The 21076-nt window shown below is 40.1% G+C and carries 24 protein-coding genes; 22 read left to right on the top strand and 2 right to left on the bottom strand.

What is annotated here, in order from left to right; all coding sequences use genetic code 11:
• Window positions 1–86 precede the first annotated feature (86 nt).
• The 12 genes from ABVF21_RS09685 (at window position 87) to ABVF21_RS09630 (ending at window position 12291) form a co-directional block, all read left to right on the top strand.
• Window positions 87–1496 (top strand): sodium:solute symporter family protein, encoded by a 1410-nt coding sequence (locus ABVF21_RS09685; protein ID WP_371018120.1) that lies wholly within the window; start codon window positions 87–89, stop codon window positions 1494–1496.
• Entirely contained in the window at window positions 1496–3181 is a 1686-nt protein-coding gene (locus ABVF21_RS09680; protein WP_371018119.1) for a sensor histidine kinase, read from the top strand. Before ABVF21_RS09685 ends, ABVF21_RS09680 begins: the two co-directional genes overlap by 1 nt.
• The gene (locus tag ABVF21_RS09675) at window positions 3182–4558 is read left to right on the top strand and encodes a sigma-54-dependent transcriptional regulator (RefSeq protein ID WP_303530186.1); all 1377 of its coding nucleotides are present in this window, start codon (window positions 3182–3184) and stop codon (window positions 4556–4558) included.
• 137 nt (window positions 4559–4695) lie between these two features.
• A complete protein-coding gene (locus ABVF21_RS09670) occupies window positions 4696–5925 on the top strand; it encodes an NRAMP family divalent metal transporter (protein ID WP_371018118.1) in 1230 nt (409 codons plus the stop codon).
• Between the two features lie 18 nt (window positions 5926–5943).
• Window positions 5944–6690, top strand: coding sequence for a 5-oxoprolinase subunit PxpB (gene pxpB / locus ABVF21_RS09665; protein ID WP_303530185.1), 747 nt, complete (start codon window positions 5944–5946; stop codon window positions 6688–6690).
• Window positions 6677–7450 carry a LamB/YcsF family protein gene (locus ABVF21_RS09660; protein ID WP_371018116.1) on the top strand — a complete coding sequence of 258 codons (774 nt, stop codon included), beginning with the start codon at window positions 6677–6679 and terminating at the stop codon, window positions 7448–7450. The genes pxpB and ABVF21_RS09660 overlap by 14 nt, the downstream gene beginning before the upstream one ends.
• Window positions 7443–8393 (top strand): biotin-dependent carboxyltransferase family protein, encoded by a 951-nt coding sequence (locus ABVF21_RS09655; RefSeq protein WP_303530183.1) that lies wholly within the window; start codon window positions 7443–7445, stop codon window positions 8391–8393. Before ABVF21_RS09660 ends, ABVF21_RS09655 begins: the two co-directional genes overlap by 8 nt.
• A 13-nt stretch (window positions 8394–8406) precedes the next feature.
• Window positions 8407–8880: an acetyl-CoA carboxylase biotin carboxyl carrier protein gene (gene accB / locus ABVF21_RS09650; protein ID WP_303530182.1), complete on the top strand. Its 474-nt coding sequence runs from the start codon at window positions 8407–8409 to the stop codon at window positions 8878–8880.
• A 10-nt stretch (window positions 8881–8890) separates the two neighbouring features.
• Window positions 8891–10237 (top strand): acetyl-CoA carboxylase biotin carboxylase subunit, encoded by a 1347-nt coding sequence (gene accC / locus ABVF21_RS09645; protein ID WP_303530180.1) that lies wholly within the window; start codon window positions 8891–8893, stop codon window positions 10235–10237.
• 13 nt (window positions 10238–10250) lie between these two features.
• Window positions 10251–11003 carry a putative hydro-lyase gene (locus tag ABVF21_RS09640; RefSeq protein WP_306558319.1) on the top strand — a complete coding sequence of 251 codons (753 nt, stop codon included), beginning with the start codon at window positions 10251–10253 and terminating at the stop codon, window positions 11001–11003.
• A gap of 173 nt (window positions 11004–11176) precedes the next feature.
• Window positions 11177–11371 (top strand): hypothetical protein, encoded by a 195-nt coding sequence (locus ABVF21_RS09635; RefSeq protein WP_226616210.1) that lies wholly within the window; start codon window positions 11177–11179, stop codon window positions 11369–11371.
• 536 nt (window positions 11372–11907) lie between these two features.
• Window positions 11908–12291: a hypothetical protein gene (locus ABVF21_RS09630; RefSeq protein WP_371018115.1), complete on the top strand. Its 384-nt coding sequence runs from the start codon at window positions 11908–11910 to the stop codon at window positions 12289–12291.
• A 253-nt stretch (window positions 12292–12544) separates the two neighbouring features.
• Here ABVF21_RS09630 and dacB read toward each other — a convergent pair whose 3' ends face one another.
• Together dacB and guaC are read right to left on the bottom strand one after the other, a co-directional pair.
• A complete protein-coding gene (dacB, locus tag ABVF21_RS09625; protein ID WP_371018114.1) occupies window positions 12545–14032 on the bottom strand; it encodes a D-alanyl-D-alanine carboxypeptidase/D-alanyl-D-alanine endopeptidase in 1488 nt (495 codons plus the stop codon).
• A gap of 269 nt (window positions 14033–14301) precedes the next feature.
• Entirely contained in the window at window positions 14302–15285 is a 984-nt protein-coding gene (gene guaC, locus ABVF21_RS09620) for a GMP reductase (RefSeq protein ID WP_303530163.1), read from the bottom strand.
• A gap of 249 nt (window positions 15286–15534) precedes the next feature.
• On the opposite strand from guaC, the gene ABVF21_RS09615 reads away from it, so the two are divergent.
• From ABVF21_RS09615 to ABVF21_RS09570, 10 genes are all read left to right on the top strand, one after another.
• Window positions 15535–15966 (top strand): VOC family protein, encoded by a 432-nt coding sequence (locus tag ABVF21_RS09615; protein WP_303530162.1) that lies wholly within the window; start codon window positions 15535–15537, stop codon window positions 15964–15966.
• 209 nt (window positions 15967–16175) lie between these two features.
• Window positions 16176–16574, top strand: a complete 399-nt coding sequence (locus ABVF21_RS09610; protein ID WP_303530160.1) for a VOC family protein — start codon at window positions 16176–16178, stop codon at window positions 16572–16574.
• 129 nt (window positions 16575–16703) lie between these two features.
• On the top strand, window positions 16704–17288 hold the full coding sequence (locus tag ABVF21_RS09605; protein WP_303530159.1) for a DUF4825 domain-containing protein: 585 nt from the start codon (window positions 16704–16706) through the stop codon (window positions 17286–17288).
• 17 nt (window positions 17289–17305) lie between these two features.
• A complete protein-coding gene (locus ABVF21_RS09600) occupies window positions 17306–17491 on the top strand; it encodes a hypothetical protein (protein WP_371018113.1) in 186 nt (61 codons plus the stop codon).
• 22 nt (window positions 17492–17513) lie between these two features.
• Window positions 17514–17807, top strand: a complete 294-nt coding sequence (locus ABVF21_RS09595) for a TIGR04104 family putative zinc finger protein (RefSeq protein WP_303530157.1) — start codon at window positions 17514–17516, stop codon at window positions 17805–17807.
• A gap of 806 nt (window positions 17808–18613) precedes the next feature.
• The gene (locus ABVF21_RS09590; RefSeq protein ID WP_303530156.1) at window positions 18614–18796 is read left to right on the top strand and encodes a hypothetical protein; all 183 of its coding nucleotides are present in this window, start codon (window positions 18614–18616) and stop codon (window positions 18794–18796) included.
• A 126-nt stretch (window positions 18797–18922) separates the two neighbouring features.
• Window positions 18923–19111: a hypothetical protein gene (locus ABVF21_RS09585; RefSeq protein ID WP_303530155.1), complete on the top strand. Its 189-nt coding sequence runs from the start codon at window positions 18923–18925 to the stop codon at window positions 19109–19111.
• A 211-nt stretch (window positions 19112–19322) separates the two neighbouring features.
• Window positions 19323–19571 (top strand): hypothetical protein, encoded by a 249-nt coding sequence (locus tag ABVF21_RS09580; RefSeq protein WP_371018112.1) that lies wholly within the window; start codon window positions 19323–19325, stop codon window positions 19569–19571.
• Between the two features lie 182 nt (window positions 19572–19753).
• Window positions 19754–19888: a hypothetical protein gene (locus ABVF21_RS09575; RefSeq protein ID WP_303530501.1), complete on the top strand. Its 135-nt coding sequence runs from the start codon at window positions 19754–19756 to the stop codon at window positions 19886–19888.
• Between the two features lie 308 nt (window positions 19889–20196).
• On the top strand, window positions 20197–20937 hold the full coding sequence (locus tag ABVF21_RS09570; protein WP_371018111.1) for a class I SAM-dependent methyltransferase: 741 nt from the start codon (window positions 20197–20199) through the stop codon (window positions 20935–20937).
• Window positions 20938–21076: the final 139 nt, after the last annotated feature.

Raw genomic sequence — 21076 nt, 5'->3', positions numbered from 1 at the left:
ATGTTGTATATAATGAAACCTGAAACGAATGAGCCATTTTACGCTAAGGTATCCATAGATTTACTACGTTTGAAGGGAGGAGCCAAATGGATGAATTACTTTATCTAGGTGTTTTCCTCATCTACACCATTGTTATTCTTATCTTTGGGAAACACGGTTTCGATAAAACAGATGAGCTGAAAGGGTATTTTCTAGCGGGAAGAAATCTGCCTTTATTTCCGAGTATTGCGTCCTTCTGCGCAACTTGGTTTAGTGCAGCATCGCTTCTTGGTCTTCCGGGATTGATTTATGAAGGGGGAATGGCCGTTATTTGGACAACGGCAATCGCCTGGTTGCTTGGATTAATCGGCTTGTTTTTTATTTCAACAAAACTCTATACATATAACGTTGTAACGGTTCCAGAGTTTTTCTTAGTACGCTATGATTCAAAGCTACTGCAAATTTGGGTTGGGATTATTCTTAGTGTTAGTTATCTCTTATACGTTGTGATCCAAATCCGAGGCTTCGGTATTGTGGTTAGTCAAATGCTTGAAGTGCCTTATACGGTAAGTGTGTTTTTGATCTATATTTTTGTTCTCTACACGACGTTTGGAGGGCTACACTCTGTTGCACGCACGGATATTTTTCATTTCTGTTTAATCCTGTTTGGAACGATGCTAGGGGCTTTATTTATTGTGAGCGAAATAGGAGGGCTATCTGAATTTGTGACGGGGCTATCAACCATTGCTGACCGAAGCGGTAATTCTTATTTGGCTCTGTTTCCTGAGGGAGGCTTATCGTTCTGGGCGTTAGTAAGTGCGTTCTTATCACTCGGCATTGGCGTTGCGGCAAATCCTCAATATGCTGTTCGGATTCTTTCGTCTCGATCGAAAGAAGTAGCGTTAAGTATGGTTATCACGAGTACGGTCTTTTTAGTTCTAATCTATTTTTCTATTTTTGTAATAGGTATAGGCTCAAGAGTATTGGATCCTAACGTTTCGTTTAGTAGCACAGATGAAATTTATCCTTTTATTATTACGTATTTACTCCAAACGCCTCTGAAGGGGGTTCTGCTTATTAGCGTTGTCGCTGCTGCTATTTCTACGGCTAATTCTCAGCTCCTTATAATGGCGACGAGCTTTGTGTATGATATCACGCTTCCGATCCGCAAGAAAAAAGCGATTGATCTAAAGGTGATTTCATGGACACGCTGGATGATTTTCATTTTTGCGACGTTTTCTCTCATTATCGCATTTACTCCGCCAGAGGGAATCGTTCCATTTAGCGGACATATATGGGGGATTATTGCCGTTTCGTTGTTTTTCCCTTTATACGGGGGCCTGTACACGAAAGTGGCGAAACGAAATGCCCTTCGTTCATCTTTCGGAGGCTTAATCACCTATCTTATTGCCTTTCTTCTTATTCCACAGGAGGTTCAGTCAACTTATCATCCCGTTCTCCCATCCCTTGCAATAGCAGGATTTTTCTTCTTTTGGAAAGGGGGTAGATCTTCCTAATGCGTCATTCTATTGAACGTAAAATATTAGTCCCTTTCTTAATTATCGTTCTGCTACCGATCTTTATCATTGGTGCTGTATCGATGTGGTCGAGCTATCAGTCTGAGAAACAATTAAAACAGGCAACAGCTCAAGAACAGTTGATTAGTCTTAATCGCTATGCGGATAAGCTGGATGAACGTGTTCAGAACGGAAGTATGAGTGAAGAAGATGCGAAGTCATTGATCAAAATCATGATAAATGAAACGAAAGGTTTGTATATAGAAGAAGAGGATGGAACCCTATCTTCAGAGGGGGAAGTCGTTCAACCTAATGAAATAGATTGGTACAATGGAGAAGCTAACTCCAATTTATGGACAGAAAACACCGTACTAACAGAGCAGCTAGAGCAGTGGAGCTGGACACTTTATCATCCGCTGACATTCTCTTTCTATTCCGGATCACTCCCGAATATTCAAAAATATACGCTGTTAATTAGCATTTTTACAGGTGTGATTGCCGTTCAGTTTACGATTATTCTTTCTTATCATCTTTCAAAACCAATCAAAAACCTTGCTGCTTTTTGCAAAAGGATTGCTCTTGGAGAGAGAGAGGACGATCTTCATATGAAAGAAAATCGTAAAGATGAAATCGGCGTGCTTTCAACCTCTTTAAAAGAAATGGTGCAAACACTTGATGAAAGAAATGTCCAAATTGAGAAAATAAAGAAGTTGAATGAAACGATTTTGGATAGTGTTCACGTAGGCATCGTTCTTGTTATAGAAGGAGCTAGCTCTGTCTACAATGAAGCGGCTCAGACGATGATGAAGGAAGACCCTCTTTTAAGAGAGCGGTTTGAGAAATTAACGATTCACGAAACGAAAAAAAGAAGTGAAGAAATTTGGAATCATAAACGACATGAAGAGAAAGTGTTCTATGCGGTGAGTTATAAAGTCTTAAACACAACAGAAAAGCAGCGGTCCATTATTACATTTGAAGACATTACACATAGAAGAAAATTAGAGCAGCGCGTGGAGCGAATGTCTCGCCTTGCTTCATTAGGTGAAATGGCATCCGGAATTGCTCATGAAATTCGGAATCCACTAGCTGGCATTAAAACGACGACAGAGCTATTAACACGAAGACTTGAGTTGTCAGAAGATCAGCTTGCGTTGACAGAGAACATGATGTTGGATATTGATCGTGTGAATAAAATCATCACGAATATTCTCCAATTCTCAAGGCCAATGGACACGAATCCTTCTGTCATTCATGTAGATGATACGTTTCATTCACTTGTCTTACTGATGAAGACAATGGCGAGCGAAAAGAATGTCACGCTAGAGATTGAACGAAACGAAGATGAAATCATCGTAGACCGCGATCATGTTCGTCAAATTCTATTGAATTTAATTCTAAATGGTATCAACGCTATGCCTGATGGCGGCAAACTGATGCTTTCAAGTTACAAGAGCGGAGCGAATGTAACGATGACGGTGTCAGATAATGGCGTAGGTATGGAAGATTCTGTGATGGAGAAGATCTTTGATCCATTCTTTACTACTCGTTCTGAAGGAACAGGGCTTGGTTTGTCGATCGTCCATCAGCTAGTCGTTCAGAATAACGGGGAAATGGATGTAAGAAGTACCCTTGGAAAAGGCACGACGTTCTTTATCACATTTCCAACGAGGAAGGGGGAGGTTTAGATGGCTGTGAAAGTAGGGATTATTGACGACGAAACAACGCTTCGTCTTACACTCCAGATGTTTCTTGAAGATGAAGGTTATGAAGTGCGAGTCGCCTCAACGCTTGAAGAAGGCTGGACGCTAGTGGATGAATTTAGTCCTCAAGTGCTGCTATTAGATATTCGCTTACCTGATGGGAATGGTCTTGATTCCCTGAACAAGTGGAAAGAGCATTACCCCGAAATGGCTGTGATGATGCTGACGGCGTATGGTGATGCAAAGACGGCCGTTCGTGCGATCAAAGAAGGAGCTTTTGATTATTTAACAAAACCTTTTGAGCTCGAAGAACTGAAAATCACCCTGGAAAAATGGATGAAGCAGCACCATCTTGAAAAAGAAGTAGAGCGATATAGAGAAGAGGAGAGAAGAACCAAGCTCGTTCGAATGATCGGCGAAAGTGACCAAATGAATGAGTTGAAAGACAAAATTTCTCTTATTGCAGAAAGCAATGATACGACCGTGCTCGTTAGAGGAGAGACCGGGACAGGCAAGGAGCTTGTGGCAAGAAGCATTCATCAACAAAGTCATCGTCATGAAGGACCGTTTGTTGCGGTGAACTGTGCGAGTATACCTTCAGATCTCATTGAAATGGAACTTTTCGGTCGAGAAAAAAATAGTGCACCAGATCAATCTCAACCGAAGATCGGGTTAATGGAATGGGCAGATGGCGGAACACTATTTCTTGATGAAATCGGTGATTTATCACTCGATATTCAGGTAAAGCTTTTGCGCTTTTTAGAAGATAAGAAGATTAAGCGAATTGGCAGTGTGCACGATATTGAAATGGATGTTCGTGTGATTGCCGCAACGAACCGTTCCCTTGAAAAAATGATACAAGAGAAGGAGTTCAGGTCCGATCTTTATTATCGATTGAACGTCGTACCGGTGAAGCTACCTCCCTTACGTGAACGTGAGAATGATATTGTCATGCTAACAGACTATTTCCTAAATGAATTTTGTCAGCAAATGAGGAAAGAAACGCCAATGCTCCGAGCGGATGCGAAAAAGCGACTGTTGAACTATGATTGGCCGGGGAATGTTAGAGAGCTCAAAAATACGATCGAGCGCATTGCCATTTTACATCGAGAAGATGAGCTTGCCGCTCATCATTTTGACTTCTTGAACCCAGTTGAAGGACAAGTAGAAGGATCGAAATCAATTGAAGAGGTCGTCTTCGATCGAGATTTTTCATTAGAAGATCATATTGAATCAATCGAAAAGAAATATATTGAGAAAGCGATTCAAGATGCGAAGTGGAATATAACGCAGGCAAGTAAGCTGCTAGGCATCAGTCGGTATGCTCTACAGCGTCGAATCGATAAATATGATATAACATGAGCGAAATCGCCCGATATGGGCGGTTTTTTTGTGCGGAATCTTATAAAATTATCTGAAAATTACGTGATATCGTAGAGATAAGAGAAAAATGCATCGATTCATGTAACGGATGAATCATATAAAAAAGGGGGAATTTGATGGCTTCGAAAAATAAAGAACCATTATCAATAGAGAATCGTCCAACGAAAAGCAAGTGGGGCGTTATTCTTGGCGCGGCTTTCTTAATGGGTTCATCAGCTATTGGACCAGGTTTTCTAACCCAGACGGCTGTCTTTACCGAACAACTTCTAGCAAGCTTTGGATTTGTTATTCTAATGTCCATTATTTTAGATATTGGTGTACAAGCTAATATTTGGCGAATCATTGCTGTCTCTAAGAAGAAAGGACAGGACATTGCCAATATGGTTGTCCCTGGACTTGGCTATTTCCTTGCCTTCGCCGTAGCGCTTGGTGGACTGGCCTTTAATATCGGGAACGTCGGTGGTGCCGGACTTGGGATGAATGTTTTGTTTGGCATTGATCCACGTATCGGTGCGGCGATTACAGGCGTGATTACGATCGGGATTTTCCTTTCGAAGGAAGCTGGCGTAGCGATGGATAAAATCGCGCGAATCCTCGGTGGAATTATGATTTTACTTACATTGTACGTGGCGTTCCAAAGTAATCCACCAGTCGGAGATGCGATTACACATACATTTGCCCCAGATAAAATTGATGTGTTTGCGATTATTACATTAGTAGGTGGAACAGTTGGCGGTTATATTACGTTTGCAGGGGGACATCGCTTGCTTGATGCGGGGATTTCAGGTAAAGAAAACCTCCACCAGGTGACGAAAAGTTCCGTTTCAGGAATTTTAATTGCGTCGATTATGCGCGTCTTTCTATTCCTTGCGGTGTTAGGTGTTGTTGCAACAGGATTTAAACTAGATCCAGCTAACCCGCCTGCTTCTGTTTTCCAACAAGCTGCAGGGGCAATTGGTTATAAAATGTTTGGTATTGTTCTTTGGGCTGCGGGGATTACGTCAGTCGTTGGTGCGGCGTATACATCTGTATCATTCCTAAGAACGCTATCGAAGAAAGTGGATCGTCATCATTCCGGAGTAACGATTGGATTTATTGCCGTATCGACGATCATTTTCACCTTCATTGGAAAGCCGGTTCTGTTACTGATCCTTGCTGGAGCCTTTAACGGATTGATTTTACCTGTTGCTCTTGGAACACTGCTAGTAGCTGCTTATAAGAAATCAATCGTAGGAGATTACAAGCATCCGCTTTGGTTAACGATCTTTGGGGGGTTCGTCTTCCTTATTACAGCCTATTTAGCGATTGTTACGCTTATTGATAAAGTGCCACAGCTTTTTTCTTAATTGTTAGGAGGAACATGTGTGAAACTTGAATATTATCCCCTAGGTGATACGGGCATTCAGCTTGTATTTGGGACCGAAATATCAGAAGAAACGAATCAGAAAATAAGAATGTTTGCAGACGAACTAGCGCAGCACCCTATTAATGGAGTGGAAGAATGGGTGCCTGCTTACACAACATTAACGATCTATTATCTTCCAAGCAAAATTTCTTACAGTACACTGAAAGAAAAGCTTGAGGAAATGAACGAACAACAACATGGAAGAGAAGCAGAATCTGCTTCTCTTGTTTATATCATCCCAACCTATTATGGGGATGAAGTAGGATCCGATTTAGAATTTGTAGCGGAGCATAACGGATTAAGTAAAGAAGAAGTCATCTCAATTCACGCAGATAAAGATTACCTCATTTACATGATGGGCTTTGTCCCTGGATTTCCTTATTTGGGAGGAATGTCTGAAGAAATCGCAACGCCAAGACGTGAAAACCCACGTGCTGAGATAGAACCTGGATCTGTTGGTATTGCTGGAGCTCAAACGGGCGTCTATCCGCTAGAGTCACCAGGTGGCTGGCAGCTTATTGGACAAACGCCTGTTAAGCTGTATGACCCGACAAGTGAGTCTCCGATTTTATTAGAATCAGGACATTACTTACGTTTTGTTTCTGTTAGTAAAAAAGAATTTCTAGAAATTAAAGAAGCGATTAGGCGTGGAGAGTATGTTGTTGAAACCGAAGAGAAGAAGGTGGGATATCATGAAGTCAGTTGATTTAAATAGTGATTTAGGAGAAAGCTTTGGGGCGTACAAAATCGGCAATGATGAGAATGTTCTTCCTTTTATTTCATCAGCCAATATCGCGTGCGGTTATCATGCGGGAGATCATAATGTCATGATGAAAACAGTCGAGTTAGCAAAGTCTCTAGGGGTATCCATTGGTGCACATCCGGGATTTCCTGATCTTGGAGGGTTTGGCAGACGAGATATGAACGTGTCACCTGATGAGGTATATAACCTCGTCGCGTATCAAGTCGGTGCCATTCAGGGTGTTGCGAATGTCCATCAAGCCACTGTTTATCACGTGAAGCCTCACGGTGCGCTTTATAACAAAGCATCGAAAGACGCTGCTATTGCCAAAGCGATTGCAAACGCTATCTATGCCGTTAACCCGGACCTCGTTTTATACGGATTAGCAGGAAGCGAATTAGTGAAGGCAGGAAGAGCATGCGGGTTAACCGTTGCGGAAGAAGTTTTCGCTGATCGTACGTATCAACAAGATGGTACGTTGACTCCAAGAACGGAGCCGAATGCGATGATTCATGATGCGGACGAAGCTGTGGAACGAGTCATTCGCATGATAACAGAAGGGAAAGTAACCGCCGTCAATGGCAGCGATATTAGTATTCAAGCTGATACGATTTGCGTGCACGGAGATGAGCCTGAGGCGCTGCTTTTTGTTCGGAAATTGAGAGAACGTATCGAGGAAAATGGAATAGAGATCAAACGTGTTGGAGTGAATGCCAGTGTCTAACTCACTATTTAAAGTGAAAAAATCAGGTCTTTTATCCACCATTCAGGACGATGGGCGAAAAGGATATCAGCAGTACGGCATTGTTGTATCAGGAGCTATGGATTCTTTTTCCATGAAAATTGCTAATTTTCTTGTTGGTAACAAAGGGAATGAAGCGGTTCTAGAAGTAACGGTTATGGGTCCTGTATTAGAAGTGTTAAATCGGGCTGTTATAGCAATCTGTGGCGGTAATCTTTCCCCAAAGGTGAACGGTGAAAAGGTGCAAATGTGGAAGAGCTTCGAAGTAAAAGAAGGGGATCAGCTTGAATTTGGGCAGCCGCTTTCAGGAGCAAGGTCATATATCAGCGTCGCAGGGGGCTACGATGTTCCATTCGTTATGGGTAGTAAGTCAACCTATTTAAAAGCAGGGATTGGCGGTATTGAAGGCCGAGCTCTTGAAAAAGGTGACGTGCTCTGTCGTGCAGAAGAAATCAAAGGAGTTAGCGGGCGTGCCCTTCATCCGGAAGAAATTCCTGATTATCATAAAGAGCTCGATATACGCGTTGTCATGGGCCCTCATGCTTTTACTGAAAAAGGGACCGATACCTTTCTATCTACACCTTATGAAGTGACGCCGCAATCAGATCGAATGGGCTTTCGCTTGAAAGGTGAGAAAATCGAGCACGCGGGCTCGGCCGATATTATTTCTGAAGCGATTCCGCTTGGCGGTATTCAGGTGCCTGCTAGTGGCGATCCAATCATTCTTATGTCTGATCGTCAGACAACCGGCGGTTATACACGAATCGCGACTGTTATCTCAAGTGACATTCCATATCTCGCTCAAGCGATGCCAGGTAGTACGATTCGTTTTCGTGAAGTAACTGTAGAAGAAGCGCAAGAAGCTTATGAAGAGAATGATCGTTTTATGCGTACGTTAGGTAAAGTGTCTAATCCCCGTCGATAAAGGAGAATACAACATGTTAAGTTCAAAAGAAATTATTGAAATGATTAAATATGTGGATGGTTCAACTGTAGATGAGGTTCATTATGAGCATGATAGCTTCGTAGTAAAAGTGAAAAACCAGAATCCTTACGGAGAAGGTCAAGTTAAAAGAGAAGAGCAGTCTGCTACTATCACACCAACGGCTGTAGAGGAGCGCGGTCAAGGTAATGTTATTCCGAGTCCAGACGAGGAAGAGATCTCAGAAAGCACTCATACTGTTACTTCCCCAATGGTAGGGATGTTCTACTCTTCACCTTCTCCTGATGATCCCGCCTTTATCCAAGTAGGGGATGCCGTTCAGGAAGAAACCGTTGTTTGTGTACTAGAAGCGATGAAGATGTTCAATGACGTGCAAGCAGATGTGAATGGAGAAATCATCGAAATTCTTGTGGAGAATGGTGACCTTGTTGAATTTGGTCAACCGCTATTCTTAGTAAAGCCAGAATAGGAGGGATCAGATGGGTATTCAGAAAGTACTAATTGCAAATCGAGGCGAGATCGCTGTTCGCATTATTCGCGCCTGCCACGAGCTAAACCTTACGGCTGTAGCGGTATATTCAGAGGCGGATCGAGATGCGCTTCATGTTCAATTAGCAGATGAGAGCTACTGTATTGGCCCAACTTCTTCAAGTGAAAGCTACTTAAATGTTGGAAATATCATGACGGTTGCCGTAAATAGCGGCGTAGATGCTATTCATCCGGGGTACGGTTTTCTTGCAGAAAATGCTAGTTTTGCAGAGATCTGCGAAGACTGTGACATTGCGTTTATTGGTCCTAGTAAAGAAGCCATTAATCGCATGGGAACGAAAGATGTTGCGCGAGCGACGATGGAAGAAGCAGGTGTTCCAGTTGTTCCTGGCTCAGACGGCATTATTGAAACGAAAGAAGAAGCGCTTGAGCTTGCGAATGAAATGGGCTATCCCATTATTATTAAAGCAACAGCAGGCGGTGGCGGCAAAGGAATTCGCGTCGTACATGAGGAAGAAGAACTGATTAAAGCGATTAACATGACGCAGCAGGAAGCAGAGAAAGCGTTTGGTAATCCGGGTGTCTATATTGAAAAGTTCATTGAGGATTTTCGCCATATAGAAATTCAAATTATCGCAGATTTGTATGGTAACGTGATTCATCTCGGTGAGCGAGACTGCTCGATTCAAAGACGTATGCAGAAGCTCGTTGAAGAAACACCTTCACCTGCTTTAGATCAATCGATACGTGAAGCGATGGGAGATGCAGCTGTTCGAGCAGCTAAAGCTGTGAACTACGCTGGGGCAGGAACGGTGGAGTTTATTTATGACGTTAATGGAAACTACTATTTCATGGAGATGAACACTAGAATTCAAGTGGAGCATCCCGTAACAGAGATGGTCACTGGCGTTGATTTGATTAAAGAACAAATTAAAGTGGCCGATGGTGAAAGACTTTCCCTCACACAGGATGAAGTGAGTTTGAAGGGATGGTCAATCGAATGCCGGATCAATGCAGAAGATCCTGAGAACGGTTTTATGCCATCACCTGGGAAAGTAGAAACGTATTTACCTCCAGGCGGTTTTGGCGTGAGAGTTGATTCAGCCGTATATCCAGGCTACATGATTCCTCCGTTCTATGATTCGATGGTAGCGAAGCTTATTACATATGGCGCTACTCGTGAGGAAGCGATGCAGCGTATGAAGCGGGCACTCAGTGAATTTATGATCAAAGGTGTGAAAACAACGATTCCCTTTCATCAAAAATTACTAAGGCATGAGAAGTTCGTTGAAGGTGATTTTAATACAAAGTTTCTTGAGATCTATAAAGAGCTATAAAGGAGATGACGTGTTGGAACCCTATACACAGCGACAGCAGTATCGTGAAAATCTAGATAGTGGAACGACCTCAGGTAAATGTGATGGTTACTTACAGGCAAATATGATTACACTTCCGGCCGAGTATGCGTTCGAGTTTCTTCTATTTTGTCAGCGCAACCCAAAGCCTTGCCCTGTCGTGGATGTTCTTGAGGCAGGTCAGGTTACGCCGCGTATCGCTGATGCTGATATTCGAACAGATTTGCCGAAGTATCGCATTTATAAAAATGGCGAGCTAGAAAGGGAAGTACTTGATTTAAAAGACGTCTGGCAAGATGATTTCGTTACATTTCTGTTAGGGTGTAGCTTTACGTTTGAGCGAGCGCTCGTTGAAAAAGGGATCAGCTTATTGCATCAGGAAATGAACCGCGTTGTTCCGATGTATCAAACGACGATTCCTTGTGAAGACGCGGGTCGCTTCAATGGGGAGATGGTTGTAAGCATGAGAGCGATTAAGAAAGAAGAGCTCGATGAAACGATACGCATCACATCGAAGTTTCCGCTTGCGCACGGAGCGCCGATTCATGTGGGCCATCCATCAGAAATAGGAATTGAAAACATAGAGAATCCGGATTACGGGGAATTTACCCCTTTTGACGAAGAAGAGCGAATCCCGGTTTTCTGGGCGTGTGGCGTTACACCTCAATATGTTGGGTTAAACGTGAAGCCTGAGATGATGGTCACGCATGCGCCAGGACACATGCTCATTACCGATCAAAAAGAATAGCAGCCAGTATTTTGATGAAAGAAGTTCGATTCGTTAGCGCAGTAAATAAGCTGTACTAGCGATTGAACTTTTTTTAGATTATCTGCGTTATGAGAGAGTAGGTTATTTAGATCATATGATTAAATGAAAGAGATCGATTGAACGTTTCGCCAAAAGTGGGAGGGATGTGAAGCATGACAATTGTTAGCTTCTTACTTATTGGTTGGATCTTAAGCTGGTTTAAATTTGAGCAGCTATTTATTCAAGCCTTTCAAGAGCTTTTTAATAAAACGATTACGAAAGCAAGCTACTACTTTATTTTTTTCTGTATCGGTTTGATCGGAGATATTGTGCTGCTATTGAATGGAACTTTTTTTGAAATGATGTAGTTCTAGATAAAGGGGAGAGCACGAAATGGTGAGAAGATCAATTGGGGATATAGCTGGGTTATACAGTCTATTATTAGCACTCGGAGCCATTTCGACAGGCGTCATATGTTAGCTATCTAGGGCATTTTTTCTAGTTATCCACCGGAATGGCAGCGGATTCTCCCTTTCCAACATTGGGTAGCGATTGCCCTTATTACGATCGTATTGTTTGAGCTTGGCAATGTTCCGGCGTGGATAATCAGCTTTACTAGGAAGCATAGCAAATCCTATCACTTCTCTCTTCTTATGGGAGCGGCACTGCTTTTCTGTATCGTGTTGCAAGTGGTATTGCTCGGGGAATGGTACTTAGCATCCGTTGAGCTATTGCTTTTAAGTCTGATCGGAATGACGCTAGGTTCTTTTGTCTTTCGATTTTCAAAAGAATAAATCTTAGTGAAAAGCCACTTCCAAAATAGGAATGGCTTTTTTATTTTATAACTTTACAATGACAAAATAACGTATAAGTGAAAAAATGGAAAGAGGAGGTGTTAACTATAATGACAAAATCTAATCGGCTTTCTGTTGTGATGTTTTGTCTCATATTGATCAGTATAGGAACAGTGATGATCTTTATTTATTGGCGAGATGACTACGCGTATTCAAGCGAAATTGTGCTCTGGTGTTTAGGTGTTTTTTTTCTTTCTATTTTGTACTTTGTAGTTTTAACTATTTGGAAAATGAGACTGTTAAACAAGTACGAATTAAAAGAGAGGGCAGGCACATTTCTCAAATGGTTTGCGGGTCTAAGCGTTATGAATCTATTGTTCTCATATTTTACTTCATCGGAGATAACCGGATATGAATTTTTCACCTCATTTGGACTAGCGATGGGCATCGCGTTTAGTGATGTGATGTTTCTCAAAAAGAAATCTTTTAGATAAACATTGAAATTTATTTTAAAAGGAGAATACATAATGAATGTTGCCCTAAAATGGCGAAAAAGAGCGGTTCCGATAGCATTATTGTCATTATGATATCCTGCTTATTTCCCCCAATGGTATAGCAGCGATTTTAACGAAGTGTATTTCTCTAGAATAAAAAAGATGCCCCCAAAAATTAAGGTGAAACCCTGGGGACATCATGTGCTTCAATTTTCTTTTTTGCATTTCCAAACTGAACGATTTCCTGTGAATCTTATTCTTTTCCTTCAGTAGAGTATTCTGCCAGCACTATAGCGATTTCATCTTCAATGTCCTTGATGTCATCTTCTTCAACAAATTGATTCAGTAAAATGGAAAAGACGAGACCGTTCCCTTGTTCCACATATCCTGAGAGGGAAGAGACTCCGGTTAATGATCCGGTTTTGGCATGGACGATCTGTTCTGCAGCTGTATCTCTCATACGATATCGTAGTGTACCGCCCTCAGATCGATCTGAATCGCCTGCAATTGGAAGAGAACGATAAAAGGGGTCAAACCAGCTTTCGTTTTGGATGTTAAATAGAAATTCGGAAAGTTGATTTGGTTTAACTAATGTAACGTGAGAGATACCTGAACCGTCTCGCAGACGTATATCGTCGGTGTGAAGGCCTTGCTTTTGAAGAAAGTCTGTCACAACTTCCAACCCAGCTTCCCAACTGCCTTCATCTTTCTTCACTTTCCCCATCTCTTTCACTAATATTTCAGCATGACCGTTATTGCTTAGCTTCATAAATGGAATAAGAAGCTCCGATAATGACATGGATTTCTTTTCAATGAGAAGAGTCGCATCTTCAGGTGTTTTGCTTTGTTGGATGTCACCTTTGAATTTAATTCCAGCTTCTTTTAGTGATTGATGCATTAAGCTAAGTGCATATTGCGGGGGATCCCATACCGCAATCCATTCACGCTTACGTGAGACATCTTCAGAAATTTCACCTTCTACTAAAATTGTATTCGATCCATGTTCTCGTGAAATAGTTAATTCGGCTTCTTTGTCCGCTTTGACTGTTATGGCACGGTTTTCAACTTTTAGGACATCGGAAGAAGGTGAAAGTTGAACATTAGCTTGATCGCCAGGTTGTTTTCCTGGATAAACTTCAACAATGATCGTACCCGCGTCGTAATCTTCGTTTGGTGAAGCTGTTAATGCTGAAACTTTGGCACCATAATAGTTGTCTTCATCCGACCAAACCATATCCTGTGAGAGAGCTTCTTCGTCATACCAGCTGTTATCGCCTATAAGATTACCTTGTATCTTATGTACACCTTTTTCTTTTAAAGAGTGTGCAAGTTCATCAAAGTCTTCTTTAAGAAGGGTAGGGTCTCCTTTTCCTTTTAGATAAATGTTTCCTTTAAGGTTATTGTTTTTGAGTTTTCCGTCAGTGAGCAGTTCAGTGCTAAACCGGTAGTCTGGACCAAGTGTTTCAAGTGCAGCTCCGGCGGTGAATAATTTCATATTAGAGGCAGGAGTGAGCCGGGTTTCACCATAGTTCTCATAGATTAATTCACCTGTACTAGCTGCTCGGACGCTTATCCCTGCGATTGCGCCATCTAGAAGTTGATTTGATAGGATCTCATTTAACTCTGTTGAGAGAGTACTGTTTGTTTTATCTGCACTTGCATCTTGATGAGAAGTGAGAGGGGGGAAGATAAGGAGGAACAGCAGTGTTATGATTAAGCAGCTTTTCAGTGTTTGTTTCAATTCATCATCTCCTCTTTGTTTAGTATGATCAAATATAGTTTCAACTAAAAGACATTGATGAAGGGACTCTACTTAATTTTGTTCACCTCCGTTTAATTAACTGAATGGTCGTTTCAATTTAAACCTTTCGTGTAACACATTCAAATCCCCTTTCACTTCAATAAAGTTGAATCTTTTTACACATGCCTATCTGAGAAAAATAGTGAAATAAGCCTATAATCATGATGACACAAAAAAGCAGCTGCATATTAGCAGCTGCATCCACTTCATTAATATACTTTATCCCCATTAAAAATGGAGTTCTTCACTACAACATAATCTACCGTACGAATCGATTCAAGCTTGTCTCCGCCTGAATAAGAAATGGCCGATTGAAGATCCTGTTCCATCTCTGTTAGCGTGTCTTGAAGATCTCCTTTATGCTCAACGAACATTTTCTTACCTTCAACGTTTTTCTTCTCGCCTTTTTGAAATTCAGAGGCAGAACCGAAGTATTCTTTGTATAGCTTGCCATCTCGTTCGAACGTTTCACCAGGTGATTCTTCGTGTCCTGCAAAGAGAGAACCGATCATCACCATCGAAGCACCAAAACGAACGGACTTGGCGATATCGCCATGCGTCCGAATCCCGCCATCTGCAATGATTGGTTTTGTTGCTGCCTTGGCACACCAGCGTAGAGCGGCGAGCTGCCAGCCACCAGTACCAAAGCCGGTTTTAATCTTCGTAATGCACACCTTACCTGGTCCGATACCGACTTTCGTTGCATCAGCGCCTGCGTGCTCTAGCTCTCTGACAGCTTCAGGCGTGCCAACATTACCAGCAATCACAAAGCTTTCTGGGAGATGTTTCTTAATATGACCAATCATTTCAATGACCGCATTCGAATGCCCGTGGGCAATATCGATCGTAATATAGTCAGGTGCTAGGCCTTGCTCTTTAAGCTGTTCAATAAACGTGTATTCTTCCTCTTTGACGCCGACGCTAATAGATGTGATGAGCTCACGAGCGTTCATGTCTCGAATAAAAGCGATACGCTTTTCCGGTTCAAAACGGTGCATCACATAGAAATATCCTTTTTCAGCCAGAGTAACGGCAATTGTTTCATCAATAATCGTCTGCATGTTTGCAGGTACAACTGGCAATTTAAATGTATGCTTGCCAAGCTTAACGGAAGTATCACATTCTGATCGACTGTTTACGACACACTTAGCGGGAATTAGTTGAATATCTTCATAATCGAATACGTTTTCCATGAGATTCACTCCTAAAAACGAATAATACGTTTTAATTTAATTTAAATGTTCGTCCATTTGATAATTTACAGGAATTCATCGTAATTGTCAAAGATTTTCTTGAAATCCTTTACATATGAGGAGGGAAAGAAAGGGATTCGAACAACGAATATGGAAAAGTAGAAGAGGAATCAAAAGAAATATGTCTAGTGGAACAGCATAGTCATAAGCGTTTGCTAGAAAGTGTGAGCATAAAAGGGAGTTGGTCTTATGATTCGAGTTGGCAGTATTTTTATACCCGTTACGGATCTTGAAAAATCAGTGAAATGGTATGAAAAGCATCTAGGTATTCATAAAATTCAAGAGTGGGGAGAAGGATTGGCTGAAGGTGTCGGCTTCTATTTTCCAAATGATTCGACTCAGCTTGCGTTAGTACAAGTGGAGAACGTTCAGCCAACTGAATTTCACGTCAAAGCAGAACGTCGGAATAGCTATTTCAATTTTCTTGTTGATGATATTGAAGCTTTTAATGAGCAGCTCAATAAGAGCGGTGTTAAAACGAATGAGCTAGAACAATTTGGAGGCATGACATGTTTTGATTTCTTTGACATCGATGATAATCCTTTTAGCGTGGTTAGTGAAGTGGTAGATTCTCCGTTTCATGCTGATCAAGTCAAAAAAATGCAGGGTATGAAACGATGAAGGAAAATGAAAAAAGTTGCCCTGAGTGTGGCGAAAAAGAAACACGAATAGGAGAATTTACTGGCTACGGCTCATTATTTAAGAAAAAAGGATTTGCAAAAAGTTCCCCAGTTGATGCTTCTTTCTGTGTTAATTGCGGTACGATCCTTTCTCTTAAGGTGAGGAACCCAAAGAAGTTTATTTAGTAAAGCTTTTAAGGAGGAGTAGAGATGGCGACTGATTTGTGGATGAACCTTCCTGTGCAAAATGTAGAAAAGTCGAAAGCTTTTTTTACAAAGGTCGGATTTCCTGCTAAGACCATAGGAGACGGCGTTCAAGTAGCGATCGGTGCTCAAGGGACGAAGGTTATGCTGTTTCCTTCTTCAAAGTTTGAAACGTTTACCCATCACAGAGTAGCGGATTCTATGAAAGCGACGGAAGTGCTTTTCTCAATTGGAGCGAAAGATCGTGAAGAAGTAGATGAAATGATAGAGAACGTGGAAAAGGCAGGGGGAGAAATCTATGCGAAACCTGGCTTAACAGATGGATGGCTCTATGGAGCGGGGTTCATTGATTTAGATGGTCATCGATGGAATGTGTTGTATATGGACGTGGAGAAAATGCCGTAATCATATGCGAGGGGCTTTAAAGGTAACTCTCATCACAGCGGAGTTACCTTTTTAGTTCATTATTGAAACTTCCAAGTAGTTTCCATCGTAAATAAAGTAGGAACAAAGAATAACAGTAAGGAGAATAAGATGTACTCTAAACAGACGAAATGGATGTCAATCATACTCGTTATTCTGTTAGTGACAGGATGCTCCAATGGAAATGCGTCGTCGGATAAACAGGGTGTGAAAACGATTGGCGGAATCGATCGGATCGAATTGCTGAAATTTAGCGGGACGTATGTTGGGGACAATTCAGCTGTTCTAGCGATTCTAGCTCAACTTCCGGGAAGCGGAACAGTTAATAAAATTGATTTATCTGATCAAAAGATAAGCGTGACCTATGACGAGGAGCGAGCAAGTTCTGAATTAGACTTCTATTCTACCTGGTTTGATGGAGCGAACAGCGCTCAGAGGATTTTCCATTATAACGCGATTTACTTAACGATCTTAGTGCCGAACGCCAAAGAATATGAATTTCGAGTGCAAGATGAGAGCTTCCGAATAACGAGAGATGAAATGGTAGCCACATTAATGAGCAAATTTGGTGAATTTCCAAGTGAGGAGCAGCTTATGGAGGAAACATTCGCCGAGGAATATGTGAAAAAGCATGAAGAAGAATTTGAGAAAATGGCAAATCATTATGAGGACTATTTTAATGGATTAGTAAAGTAAAAGTAGGTGTTAAATAAATGAAGAAAGTTCGTTACACCTTTATCCTGTCAATCGCATTTATTCTATTGATAACAGGAGTAGCGTCTTATATGAACCACCGGGCGATTGGGATTTCGGCTGAGGAATGTAAAGAAGTAGGAGGGAAAGTAAATTTAGAAAAAGATCTATTAGCCATAAATTGGCGTTTTTCTTGTGAGAAATAAAAGAAAGAAGGGAGAAGAGAACATGCCAACTTGTCAGACTTGTGGTTATACATGGAAATGGAAGGAAGCATTGAGGTTAATCTATCGCGCAAAGGCCAGCTGTCCAAACTGTGACGCAAAACAATATCTATCTGCTAAATCGAGAAAACGATCGAGTTATACATCAATGCTAGTCGTTATTCCTCTTGCGATCACTTCAATTTATAGGCTTTCTATATGGTTCTATTTGAGTTTTTCATTTGCTCTACTAGTACTCATTCTTCTTCTTTCTCCTTTGTATTACCAGTTAAGTAACGAAGAAGAACCACTTTGGTGAATGAGAGGAAGCCAATTGAATTTTCATCAATTGATAATACTGCTCACGAGGGTAGATAGAATGTAGTAGATATAAAAAGGGCATTTAAGAGAGGTACATATATTAATCAATAAAGGATTAGTAGGTTGTTGGAGTCTTCAAGATAAGGGCTGGATTGTTGAAGGCTCAAATTTAAGGTAAACTGTGTTTATCTATTCATAGTACAGACTTATAAGCAAAGAAAGACGGTATTTGAGGTTATGAATTGATAGAAATAGTGGAATGTTTTGGACTTTTAATGGGAGGTGTAAAATTATGAAAAAAGACGAAATTCTAGAAAAAATTCGAGAAAGTATAGGAATAGTTATCAAAGAAATAGATATGGCAGTCGTTGACTTGATAGATAGTCTAAAGAGTATCTTAATGTAAAAGGAGAGGTTTTTAGTTTCTGAACATCTTCTGTAACTATTATACATAATCAAATTATGTATGTTTTTTCGAGTAAATAAAGGAAAAGAAGCCTTCGTTTCGAAGGCTTCTAAGTGTGTAGAAATTAATAAAAATTCTTACAAATAGTAAAAAGTCGCACGTCTATCTCCATATGCACACGGTAATTTTTGGAAATGGATTCCAATGAAATTCTTCAATAAACTCTGAGCTTATCTGTAGTAGGATAGGCTTCTTTTTAATATGAAAGAAAAGATTGAGTTGTTTACACTAATTTGAAATAATTGGTATTGCGGATGTGCTCGCGATTTCTAAATAGAATTTCTATAAAATGCATTAACTTTGTGAAAGGGAAAAAAACTTATTTAGGGGGAGTGAAAATGCCGAGTAGAATAGTTGTAGCATTAATAGGTAGCTTTCTTATTTTTGCAGTTGGTTTGTTTAGATTATTTACTGAAACGCTATCCTCAACTCCTTTGTTTATTGCCTATCTATTTATTATTACAGGGGCAATTGGCGTTATTGCAAATGGGTTAAAATTAGGGGAAACACATAAAACATAATTATCAAAGGATTATAGTATCTTGAAATCAGGTTTTCCACAATCTCGGAGTTAGCTACACAGTGGTTATCGCTTAGCAATCTGGTGCAAGATTTGACGAAACGTTATTCTATTAAGGGGTGAGGTTATGGGTTTTTGGTATTTTTTAATATTATTTGTAGGAATATTTTTAGTTGTTAAGGGGCTATTTGGTAATAAAAGAAATGGCTTGGTATTGATAGGGGTCATAAGTATTGCGTTCTCAATATTTATGTTTACGCCAGGAAGTGATGAAATCATTTCAGAAATATTTAATTTTTTTGGAATAGATATATGAGCAATCTCAAACTAGGTATTTTCACTAACGGTTGCTAAAACAAAAGAAAGAACAGTAATCGAGTTTCGGAGTCTATCTGTAATAAGGTGGCTTCTTTTCTAGAATGAAAGATTAAGTTATATAGTTTCATTTGAAAAAAATTGTATAAGAATTTTGAACAAGATAACGGTATAACAGAGTTTCGTTCAAAGACATTGAGGGGGATTTATTTTTGGATGGAGAACAAAAACAGAAAACTGGAAAGTGGATACTTCTAACAATAAGTTGGATTTCAGCATTTTTACCTTATCTATTTAGCCCGTTAGTATTTGGTCCTTTTGCTTTTTTTCTTGGCTTAGTGCTAAAAAGAGATTACGAAGTTGGTAATCAAGGTAAGATCATTATGGTTTTGGGAGTAATAAATACAATCCTAGGATTCATATTTACCTATTGGGTAATAAATGTATTATATAGTATCTGAGTAAACAAATTTCCTATCGTATTCAAGTATCTCGAAGGATGTTCTTAAGAAGTAGAAGGACACTTTTTTGTGAAATAAGTGTTCAAAATAAAGATGACTGCTGTAAAATAAGGTATATTATATTGTTGAATAGATTCTCTTGTAAAAGAAGAAAAGTGGTGAACAAAGTGGGAAGATATCAATTGGATCACAAAAGTAAGGTAGCTGTGACAAAGTTTCATGAGAAACAGCCGACTTCTAAATTTGATAAAAAGAAGCATCTTGAAAAAATGCGTGCGGAGTATTTAAAAAAGAAGCAAAAACAGACAGATAAATAATGTTATGGAAAACATAGGGAGATTAAATTCTTACTATGTTTTTCTTATGAAAAGTTTTCTTTCGAACTCTTTTGCAATCGACTGGAATTCTGATATAACAAATCAACGTTATGTTGAAGAATGATCTTCACTAATCGGGGCTATTTAAAGGAATTTCATAAAGTAAGTACGAAGGATTTAAAGAGTACACTGGGGTATTAAATAATGAGGTGAAAGAAATGGTAAGAAGAAGACGTTTAGCCTTCCTGAAATAGGTATGTGTTTTGATGATTTTAGGAAGGCTATCTTAAAATAGGAGTGTAATCATAATGAAGCAAAACAAATATGATGATCAAAATTTCTTTAATGCGTATGAAAAAATGCCTCGTTCAGTGAGAGGACTTGAAGGGGCTGGAGAATGGCATATATTAGAAAAGCTTTTACCGGAAATGAGAAATAGTAATGTACTGGATTTGGGATGCGGTTTTGGGTGGCATTGCCTTTACGCTCGTGAACAAGGAGCAAGTTCGGTTACTGGAGTGGATCTATCTGAAAAAATGCTTCGAAAAGCCCGTGAAATGACGGATGATCCTTTCATTACTTATATTAAAATGCCGATAGAGGATATTCATTTCCAAGACTCGCAATTTAATGTGGTGGTTAGTTCGTTGGCGTTGCACTATATTAAGTCATTTAAATCAATCAGTAAAAAGGTATATGATTGTTTAAAGCCTAAAGGCTCTTTCGTTTTTTCAGTTGAACATCCTATCTTCACTTCTCGTGATGAACAAGATTGGTATTACAATAAACAGGGTAAACGTCTGCATTGGCCAGTCGACAACTATCAAGTAGAGGGAGTTCGTGAAACAACATTCTTAACTGAAAATGTAACGAAATACCATCGTACGATTTCCTCATATATAAATGACTTAATTGACACTGGATTTATTATAAGAGCAGTTAATGAATCCGTTCCTTCTAATGAAATGCTGAAAAGCGATCCTGAAATGAAAGATGAGACCCTAAGACCTATGTTTTTATTAATCTCAGCTGAAAAAACAATTAAGTAATTGGTTTTCCGCATTAAGGAGAATCTATTTTTCATAATAGGGGAATTCAACATTATTAGATTTCGTCCTCTGTTTCGTTATTTCGCAGCTTTAATTGAATGAAAAAAAGGGGAACTCCATTCTCATTGGAGTTCCCCTT

Origin of the sequence: Pseudalkalibacillus sp. JSM 102089, assembly GCF_041366475.1 — a bacterium.
Classification (GTDB): Bacteria; Bacillota; Bacilli; order Bacillales; family Guptibacillaceae; genus Guptibacillus; species Guptibacillus hwajinpoensis_B.
The sequence above is the reverse complement of the archived record's forward strand: the minus strand, read 5'-3'. Positions and strand labels throughout refer to the sequence as shown.

Coding starts and splice junctions, on each gene's coding strand:
- ABVF21_RS09670 (WP_371018118.1), top strand. CDS start 4,696: ATGGCTTCGAAAAATAAAGAACCATTATCAATAGAGAATCGTCCAACG.
- ABVF21_RS09570 (WP_371018111.1), top strand. CDS start 20,197: ATGAAGCAAAACAAATATGATGATCAAAATTTCTTTAATGCGTATGAA.
- ABVF21_RS09595 (WP_303530157.1), top strand. CDS start 17,514: ATGCCAACTTGTCAGACTTGTGGTTATACATGGAAATGGAAGGAAGCA.
- ABVF21_RS09675 (WP_303530186.1), top strand. CDS start 3,182: ATGGCTGTGAAAGTAGGGATTATTGACGACGAAACAACGCTTCGTCTT.
- ABVF21_RS09585 (WP_303530155.1), top strand. CDS start 18,923: ATGGGTTTTTGGTATTTTTTAATATTATTTGTAGGAATATTTTTAGTT.
- accC (WP_303530180.1), top strand. CDS start 8,891: ATGGGTATTCAGAAAGTACTAATTGCAAATCGAGGCGAGATCGCTGTT.
- ABVF21_RS09615 (WP_303530162.1), top strand. CDS start 15,535: ATGATTCGAGTTGGCAGTATTTTTATACCCGTTACGGATCTTGAAAAA.
- ABVF21_RS09660 (WP_371018116.1), top strand. CDS start 6,677: ATGAAGTCAGTTGATTTAAATAGTGATTTAGGAGAAAGCTTTGGGGCG.
- ABVF21_RS09635 (WP_226616210.1), top strand. CDS start 11,177: ATGACAATTGTTAGCTTCTTACTTATTGGTTGGATCTTAAGCTGGTTT.
- ABVF21_RS09685 (WP_371018120.1), top strand. CDS start 87: ATGGATGAATTACTTTATCTAGGTGTTTTCCTCATCTACACCATTGTT.
- ABVF21_RS09590 (WP_303530156.1), top strand. CDS start 18,614: ATGCCGAGTAGAATAGTTGTAGCATTAATAGGTAGCTTTCTTATTTTT.
- guaC (WP_303530163.1), bottom strand. CDS start 15,285: ATGGAAAACGTATTCGATTATGAAGATATTCAACTAATTCCCGCTAAG.
- ABVF21_RS09680 (WP_371018119.1), top strand. CDS start 1,496: ATGCGTCATTCTATTGAACGTAAAATATTAGTCCCTTTCTTAATTATC.
- ABVF21_RS09605 (WP_303530159.1), top strand. CDS start 16,704: ATGTACTCTAAACAGACGAAATGGATGTCAATCATACTCGTTATTCTG.
- ABVF21_RS09600 (WP_371018113.1), top strand. CDS start 17,306: ATGAAGAAAGTTCGTTACACCTTTATCCTGTCAATCGCATTTATTCTA.
- ABVF21_RS09630 (WP_371018115.1), top strand. CDS start 11,908: ATGACAAAATCTAATCGGCTTTCTGTTGTGATGTTTTGTCTCATATTG.
- ABVF21_RS09610 (WP_303530160.1), top strand. CDS start 16,176: ATGGCGACTGATTTGTGGATGAACCTTCCTGTGCAAAATGTAGAAAAG.
- accB (WP_303530182.1), top strand. CDS start 8,407: ATGTTAAGTTCAAAAGAAATTATTGAAATGATTAAATATGTGGATGGT.